At 72.1% G+C, this 6,858-nt stretch carries 7 protein-coding genes; 3 read left to right on the forward strand and 4 right to left on the reverse strand.

What is annotated here, in order from left to right:
* The first annotated feature begins 56 nt into the window (after nucleotides 1-56).
* Nucleotides 57-815, forward strand: a complete 759-nt coding sequence (locus BIU89_RS10755) for an HAD-IIB family hydrolase (RefSeq protein ID WP_071246484.1) — start codon at nucleotides 57-59, stop codon at nucleotides 813-815.
* A gap of 100 nt (nucleotides 816-915) precedes the next feature.
* Here the strand turns inward: BIU89_RS10755 and BIU89_RS10760 are convergent, their stop codons facing one another.
* A complete protein-coding gene (locus BIU89_RS10760) occupies nucleotides 916-1,536 on the reverse strand; it encodes a phosphoribosylanthranilate isomerase (RefSeq protein ID WP_027464868.1) in 621 nt (206 codons plus the stop codon).
* A gap of 55 nt (nucleotides 1,537-1,591) precedes the next feature.
* The gene (locus BIU89_RS10765) at nucleotides 1,592-2,644 is read right to left on the reverse strand and encodes a serine/threonine-protein kinase (protein ID WP_071246475.1); all 1,053 of its coding nucleotides are present in this window, start codon (nucleotides 2,642-2,644) and stop codon (nucleotides 1,592-1,594) included.
* Between the two features lie 198 nt (nucleotides 2,645-2,842).
* Here BIU89_RS10765 and BIU89_RS10770 point away from each other — a divergent pair, with 198 nt between their 5' ends.
* Complete coding sequence (locus BIU89_RS10770) at nucleotides 2,843-3,046, forward strand: DUF2945 domain-containing protein (RefSeq protein WP_027464869.1); 204 nt, start codon at nucleotides 2,843-2,845, stop codon at nucleotides 3,044-3,046.
* A gap of 3 nt (nucleotides 3,047-3,049) precedes the next feature.
* Here BIU89_RS10770 and BIU89_RS10775 read toward each other — a convergent pair whose 3' ends face one another.
* Nucleotides 3,050-3,820 (reverse strand): DedA family protein, encoded by a 771-nt coding sequence (locus BIU89_RS10775; RefSeq protein ID WP_254791596.1) that lies wholly within the window; start codon nucleotides 3,818-3,820, stop codon nucleotides 3,050-3,052.
* 51 nt (nucleotides 3,821-3,871) lie between these two features.
* The gene (locus BIU89_RS10780; protein WP_175475006.1) at nucleotides 3,872-5,053 is read right to left on the reverse strand and encodes an ROK family transcriptional regulator; all 1,182 of its coding nucleotides are present in this window, start codon (nucleotides 5,051-5,053) and stop codon (nucleotides 3,872-3,874) included.
* A 62-nt stretch (nucleotides 5,054-5,115) separates the two neighbouring features.
* On the opposite strand from BIU89_RS10780, the gene BIU89_RS10785 reads away from it, so the two are divergent.
* Complete coding sequence (locus BIU89_RS10785; protein ID WP_071246477.1) at nucleotides 5,116-6,813, forward strand: beta-N-acetylhexosaminidase; 1,698 nt, start codon at nucleotides 5,116-5,118, stop codon at nucleotides 6,811-6,813.
* The last annotated feature ends 45 nt before the right edge of the window (nucleotides 6,814-6,858 follow it).

Genomic DNA, 6,858 nt, shown 5'->3' on the forward strand with positions numbered 1-6,858 from the left:
GCACCCGGGTGGTCGCACCCTGCGGGTGGTCGGCGGGCTCTGGCAGGATCGGTGGCATGACCACGCCCCGCCTCGTCGCCTTCGACCTGGACGACACGCTCGCCCCGTCGAAGTCCTCCCTCGACCCCCGCATGCTCGAGACCTTCGCGTCCCTGCTCGAGGTCGTGCCGGTCGCGGTCATCTCCGGCGGCAACTTCACCCAGTTCGAGCAGCAGCTGGTCACCCCGCTCCGGCAGCGTGACGGCCTGACGCTCGACGCCCTGCACCTCCTGCCGACCTGCGGCACCCGGTACTACCGCTGGGAGGACCAGGACTGGGCACTGCAGTACGCCGAGGACCTCACCGACGAGCAGAAGGACCGCGCCCTCGCCGCGGTCGAGGCCCGTGCGAAGGAAGCCGGGTACTGGGAGTCCGAGACCTGGGGCGCCATCCTCGAGGACCGCGGGTCGCAGATCACGTTCTCCGCCCTCGGCCAGTCGGCCCCGGTGGACGTCAAGAAGCAGTGGGACCCGACCGGCGAGAAGAAGGACCACCTGCGCCGTCTGGTGCAGCAGGACCTGCCCGACCTCGAGGTCCGCTCGGGCGGCTCCACGAGCATCGACATCACCCGCAAGGGCATCGACAAGGCCTACGGCATGCAGCGTCTGGCCGAGATCACCGGCATCGCGCTCGACGACATGCTCTTCGTCGGCGACCGGCTCGACCCCGAGGGCAACGACTACCCGGTCAAGGCGCTCGGCGTCCCCTGCCACGCGGTCGAGGGCTGGGAGGACACCGACGCGTTCCTGACGGAGCTCATCCCCACCCTGCGCTGAGCGCGCGGCGGACGGGAGACCCGTGGCGGGCCCGCACCGCGCCTCCTGTCCGTCCGCGGTCGCGTCCAGAGCCGCGAACGCGACCGATGCAGCCGGGCGATCAGCCCAGACTGCGGACGGCCTCGACGAACGCACGGATCTTCGCGGGGTCCTTGACGCCGCGCTCGGACTCGACGCCGCTCGACACGTCGACGCCGTCGGGATCGAGCGCCTCGACCGCGGCGACCACGTTGGCCGGGGTCAGCCCGCCGGCGAGGATCCAGGCCTCGTCCACGCCGTCGATCGTGGCCGGGTCGACGAGCCGCCCGCTGCCGGGCACGGCGGCGTCGAGCAGCAGCAGGTCGTGGTCGAACGCGGCGCGCTGTTCGGGCGTCTCGCGCAGGTAGTCCTCGGCCGCGATGGCGCGGATGGTGAAGAAGCCGGCATCGCGCGCGCGGGCGAAGTCGGACGCCGACTCGCCACCGTGCAGCTGCAGGGTGGTGAGCCCGACCTCGGAGGCGATGCCCACGATCTCGTCGATCTTCTGGTCACGGAAGACCCCGACGGCGTCGATGCCGTCCGGCACCCGCTCGACCAGTTCCTTCGCCAGGTCGGCGGTGACGGTCCGGGGGCTGCCCGCCGCGAAGACGAACCCGACGGCGTCGGCACCCGCGTCGATGGCGGCGTCCACGGTGTCGGGCGTCGACAGGCCACAGATCTTGATCCAGCGCTGGTCGGTCATGCTGTCCATCCTGCCAGGGCGTTCCGGTGCTCGGAGCACGGAGCCGCCGAGCGGATCAGTGCAGGGCACCCGCGACGTAGGCGGCCACGCAGGCCGCGGTGACGCCGAAGGCCGCGAAGGACCCGACCAGGACGTTCCGCCGACGCCAGCGACGCACCGCGGAGAACGTGCCGCGCTTGGCGTGCCGGTGCGCGGCGCGGTGCATGCGGTGGTCGCGCTGGTGCTTCACGCGTTCCGGGCCGAGCGGCACCGGGCCGGTGATCTGGGTGGACCCGCCGCGCAGCGCGTTGGCGATGGCGACCGCCGTGGGCCGACGCTCCGGGTCGCGGGCGGTCATCCGGCTGAGCAGCTCGCGCCACTCGTCGGCGACGTCGTCCGGGATCTCGGGATCGCGACGGAGCCGGGCGAGTGCGGCCTCGATCAGCGTGCCCGAGTACTCCTGCTTGCCGGTCAGCGCCTCGAGCAGGACGAGCCCGAGCGAGTACACGTCGGTGGCGAAGCTGATCGGTTCGCCGGCGACCTGCTCCGGGCTGAGGTAGGCGGCAGTGCCGATGACCGTGCCGTCGTTCGTCAGGCGGGAGCCGTCGACGAAGTGGGCGACGCCGAAGTCGGTGAGCTTGACCGTGCGCGCGAACCCGGACGAGCCCTCGTCGCTGATCAGGATGTTGGCGGGCTTCACGTCGCGGTGCACGATGCCGCGGGAGTGCACGTAGGCCAGGGCGTCGGCGAGCTGCGCACCGAGGTCGGCCACCTCGTAGTTGTGCAGGGCGCCCTCGGACAGTCGGCGGAGCAGCGTCGTGTCGGCGATGAGCTCCATCACGATGAACCGGTGCGGGCCGTCCTCGAACTCGTGGGTGCCGGCGTCGTACAGCGGGATGAGCCCCGGGTGGGAGAGCATGCTGAGCAGCCGGATCTCGCGCTCCTGGCGGACGCGGTCGGCGGTGGTCATCTTGTCCGGGGTCGCGAAGAGCTTCACGGCCACGGCCCGGTACGTGTGCTCGTCACGGGCTTCGTAGACGGATCCCATGCCGCCGGTGCCGATGAGCTTCACGAGCCGGTACCGCGCAGAGAGGACGGTGTCCGCCCGCGCGCTGTCCAGCAGGGTCATGGTGTCCGTCGTCCCGTCCGGAGCCCGTGGTTCCGCGGCCGCTGCCGACGTGTGGACTCAAGGGAAACGGTACGCGTCCGACTCTCGATCCGCATGACCGTTACGACATCGTGATCGCCGTACTCCCCCGGGTTTCCGGGGATCGACGGGGTACAGTCCGACCTCCACCAGGACGAGGAATCGCGCAAGGAGGACAGCATGGCGTTGTCGAAGGGTGACGAGGTGCACTGGAACACCTCGCAGGGCAGGACGACCGGCACGCTCGTGCGCAAGCGGACGAGCGACTTCGAGTTCGACGGGCAGCACTTCAGGCCGACCGACGACGACCCGTACTGGATCGTCGAGTCGGAGAAGAGCGGCAAGCAGGCTGCACACAAGGAGTCGGCGCTGACGAAGGCCTGAGGCTCAGTCGCGGGCGGGCTCGGCGCGACGACGACCCCGGGCACCGCCCACGGCAGGGCTGCCGGCGGCGGCGTCGTGGTCGTCGGGGCCGCCCGTGCGCCGCTCGGCGCGCACACGGCGGATCCGGCGCACGACGAAGGTCACCACGACCGCGGCGATCGCGACGTAGAGCACGCGGTCGATCCACTCGGTGTAGGCCTCGACCTGGTCGTACTGCGACCCGAAGGCGGCACCGAGCAGCACGAGCGCGCTGTTCCAGATGCCGCTCGCGATGATCGTGAACACCGAGAACGTGCCGAGGTGCATGCGGTCGGCGCCGGCCGGCAACGAGATGAGGCTGCGGACGATCGGGACGAACCGGCCGAAGAAGACCGCGCTCTTGCCGTGCCGGTGGAACCAGCCGGCCGCCTTGCGGAAGTCGTCCTCGTCGACGAGGGGCAGCTTGCCGAACCACCGCGTGGTGCGCTCGAACCCGATCTTCGCGCCGAGCCAGTACAGCACCAGCGCCCCGAGGTACGAGCCGATCGTCGCCAGCACCAGGACCAGCACGAGGTTCATCTGGCCGGCGCCCGCGAGGAACCCGGCCAGCGGCAGGATGACCTCGGACGGGATGGGCGGGAACACCGTCTCGACGAAGAGCATCAGCCCGACGCCCCACTCCCCCAGGGCGTCGATCAGCTGGAGCACCAGGCCGGAGAGTCCCCCGAGGTCCGACGGAGCGGTGGAGTCGCCACTGGCGACGGTCATGGCACGGGCGGTCACGGCAGTCGTCATGCCCCCAGCATCCCTGAACGCCCTGTCAGGACCCGGCGCGCTCCCTGGGTGTCAGCCGAGTCCCATGTGGACGGATCGGACGTGCGCGAGTGACCGGGCGAGCGCACCCCGGGCCACGGCGTCCCGCCCGACGGTCGACGGGGTGAACGCCACCGGGTGCCGGAGCTGCGGCGTGACGATCTCGTCGAGCGCGGCGCAGAACACCTCCGCCGCCGGCAGGACCTCGCCACCGACGACGACGGTCTCGGGGTCGATCGTCGTCACGAGCTGCACGACGCCGGGTGCCACGTCGGCCGCGAACGCACGGACGGTCTCGACGGCCGACACCGAGCCCTGGGCGGCCGCGGCGAAGACGGACTCGAGGTCCGTGTCGGACGGGATCCGGGCCTCCAGGCGGGCGGGTGCGGCGGGCCAGCCGGTCGAGGCGATGCCGCCCATCTCACCGGCGGCACCACGCGCACCGCGCGCCAACGAGCCGTCGACCACCAGGGCGGCACCGATCTGCCGACCCATGACCAGGTACAGGCCGTCCCGGACGCCGTGGAACCGACCCCACCGGGCCTCGGCTGTGGCGGCCAGCTTGGCGTCGTTGTCGAAGAAGGTGGCGACCCCGGGGAAGAGGTCCTGGATCCGGCCGGGCACCCGTCGCTCGACCCACTCGGGCACCGCGACCGTGTAGTCGATCGCCCCGTCACGGTCGACGACCGCCGGGACGCCGAACGTGGCACCGAGCACCGGGGCTCCACCGGCGGGGCCGCCGACCGCGCCACCGACGGGCGACGTCAGCCGACGGACCACGTCCTGCACGCTCGACCAGGCCTGTTCGGCGTCGGCGAGGTCGGTGTAGCGCTCCTCGACGCGGGCGAGCGTGACGCCGCGCAGGTCCGCCCGCACGCCGACGATGCCGTGCAGGCCGAGGTCCACGCCGAGCACGGAGCCGGCCGACGCGTCCGCCGCGAAGCGCTTGGCGCGACGACCGGCCTTGTTCGGGGTCGCGATCGCCTCGGCCTCGGCCACCCAGCCCTGGTCGACCAGGTCGGCGAGTGCGGCCTCGACCGTGGGGCGGGAGAGTCCGACCGTGCGGCCGAGCTCGGTGACCGTGCGGGAGACGTCGTCGCGCAGGAGCTCGTCGAGGATGGCCCGCGAGTTCATCTGCCGCAGGACGCCGGGGGTCGTCCCCACGACACCGGGGGTCGCCACCACGACGCCCGCGACGCCAGGGGTCGTTGACACGGTCTGCTCCACGGTCATAGCCTCCACATTACGAAAGATCATTGAGGAATGGTGGCTCCGACATGCTCGTCCCACGACCGCGCCGCACCGCTCCCGGTGTCGGGGCCTTCGAGATCACCCCGTCGACCCGGATCGCCGCCGACCCGGCGAGCGAGTCCGTCCGACTGTACCTGCAGCAGACCCTGCGGGGATCGACCGGGCTGCCGGTGCGGGACGCCCTCGACGACACGGCACCGGGGGCCGGCACGATCGCGCTGCGCGTCGCCGACGACCCGTCCCTGCCCGCGGGCCCGACGACGCCGGAGGGCGACCGGGTGGAGTCGTTCCGCCTCACGGTGACACCGGACGGCATCGACGTCGTCGGCGGTTCGCCCGCCGGGGTCTTCTACGGCGTGCAGGCCCTGCTGCAGCTGCTGCCCCCGGACGTGTACCGCAGCGGCCGGGTCGCGACCGGCCCGTGGTCCGTCCCCGCCGTGGTCGTCGAGGACGCCCCGGCCTTCGCCTGGCGCGGCGTGATGCTCGACGTCGCCCGCCACTTCCGCACGAAGCACGAGGTCATGCGGGTCGTCGACCAGCTCGCCGCGCACCGGATCAACCGCCTGCACTTCCACCTCACCGAGGACCAGGGGTGGCGCATCGAGATCCGGAAGCACCCGCGCCTGACCGAGGTCGGCTCCTGGCGTCGGGAGTCCCAGGTCGGCGCGCACGTCCCCGGGCCGGACGGCACACTCGTCGTCGCCGGGTTCGACGGCCGCCCGCACGGCGGGTACTACACGCAGGACGACATCCGCGAGATCGTGGCGTACGCGGCCGACCGGTTCGTCACCGTCGTCCCCGAGATCGAGACCCCCGGGCACGTCCGTGCGGCGCTGGCGGCCTACCCGTCGCTCGGCGTCACGGGTGAGCCGGTCGAGGTGTGGACCGAGTGGGGCATCGCCGACGACGTCCTGAACGCCGAGGACGCCACGATCGAGTTCTTCAAGGACGTCCTCGACGAGGTCATCGCGCTCTTCCCCTCCGGCTACATCGGCATCGGCGGCGACGAGTGCCCGAAGGTGCAGTGGGAGACCGACCCGCGCACCCAGGAGCGCATCCGCGAACTCGGGCTGCAGGACGAGGAACAGCTGCAGGCCTGGATCATCGGGCAGCTCGCCGCACACGTCGAGTCGCACGGCCGGCGGGCGTTCGGGTGGGACGAGATCCTCGAGGGCGGCACGCTCGACCCCTCGGCGACCGTGGTCTCCTGGCGCGGGCTGACCGGCGCACGCACCGCCGCCCGCCGCGGGCACGACGTCATCTCGTCGCCGGACGACCAGGTGTACCTCGACTACCGCCAGAGCGACCTGCCGACCGAGCCGATCCCGGTCTCGATCGTGCTCACCGTCGACGACGTCTTCGCCTTCGACCCGGTGCCGTCCGGACTCACCGACGCCGAGCGCGCCCACGTCATCGGCGGCCAGGGCAACATGTGGACGGAGCACGTCGACTCCGCCCGTCGGCTCGACTACCAGCTCTTCCCCCGCGTCGCCGCCCTCGCCGAGGCACTGTGGTCGGCGGACGTCACCGGGCCGCGCGACCTCGCCGAGTTCCGCGGACGCCTGGCCGAGCACACCGCCCGGCTCGAGGCCATGGGCATCGAGTACCGGCACGAGGCCGGGCCGTTCCCGTGGGAGCAGCGACCGGGCGTGCCGGGTCGCCCGCACTCGCGCGAGGAGCGTGCGGCGTACATCGACGCGGTGACGGCGAACATCGCCGAGTAGCGCGCGTCGAGCGGTCGCGACACGACCACACGACGGACGGGAGGC

The sequence above is a fragment of the Curtobacterium sp. MCBA15_005 genome, from assembly GCF_001864855.1.
GTDB classification, from domain to species: Bacteria; Actinomycetota; Actinomycetes; order Actinomycetales; family Microbacteriaceae; genus Curtobacterium; species Curtobacterium flaccumfaciens.

What these genes read in the sequence shown, in the direction of transcription:
- BIU89_RS10785 (WP_071246477.1), top strand. Translation starts at nt 5,116, where the DNA reads ATGCTCGTCCCACGACCGCGCCGCACCGCTCCCGGTGTCGGGGCCTTC.
- BIU89_RS10755 (WP_071246484.1), top strand. Translation starts at nt 57, where the DNA reads ATGACCACGCCCCGCCTCGTCGCCTTCGACCTGGACGACACGCTCGCC.
- BIU89_RS10770 (WP_027464869.1), top strand. Translation starts at nt 2,843, where the DNA reads ATGGCGTTGTCGAAGGGTGACGAGGTGCACTGGAACACCTCGCAGGGC.
- BIU89_RS10765 (WP_071246475.1), bottom strand. Translation starts at nt 2,644, where the DNA reads ATGACCCTGCTGGACAGCGCGCGGGCGGACACCGTCCTCTCTGCGCGG.
- BIU89_RS10775 (WP_254791596.1), bottom strand. Translation starts at nt 3,820, where the DNA reads ATGACGACTGCCGTGACCGCCCGTGCCATGACCGTCGCCAGTGGCGAC.
- BIU89_RS10760 (WP_027464868.1), bottom strand. Translation starts at nt 1,536, where the DNA reads ATGACCGACCAGCGCTGGATCAAGATCTGTGGCCTGTCGACGCCCGAC.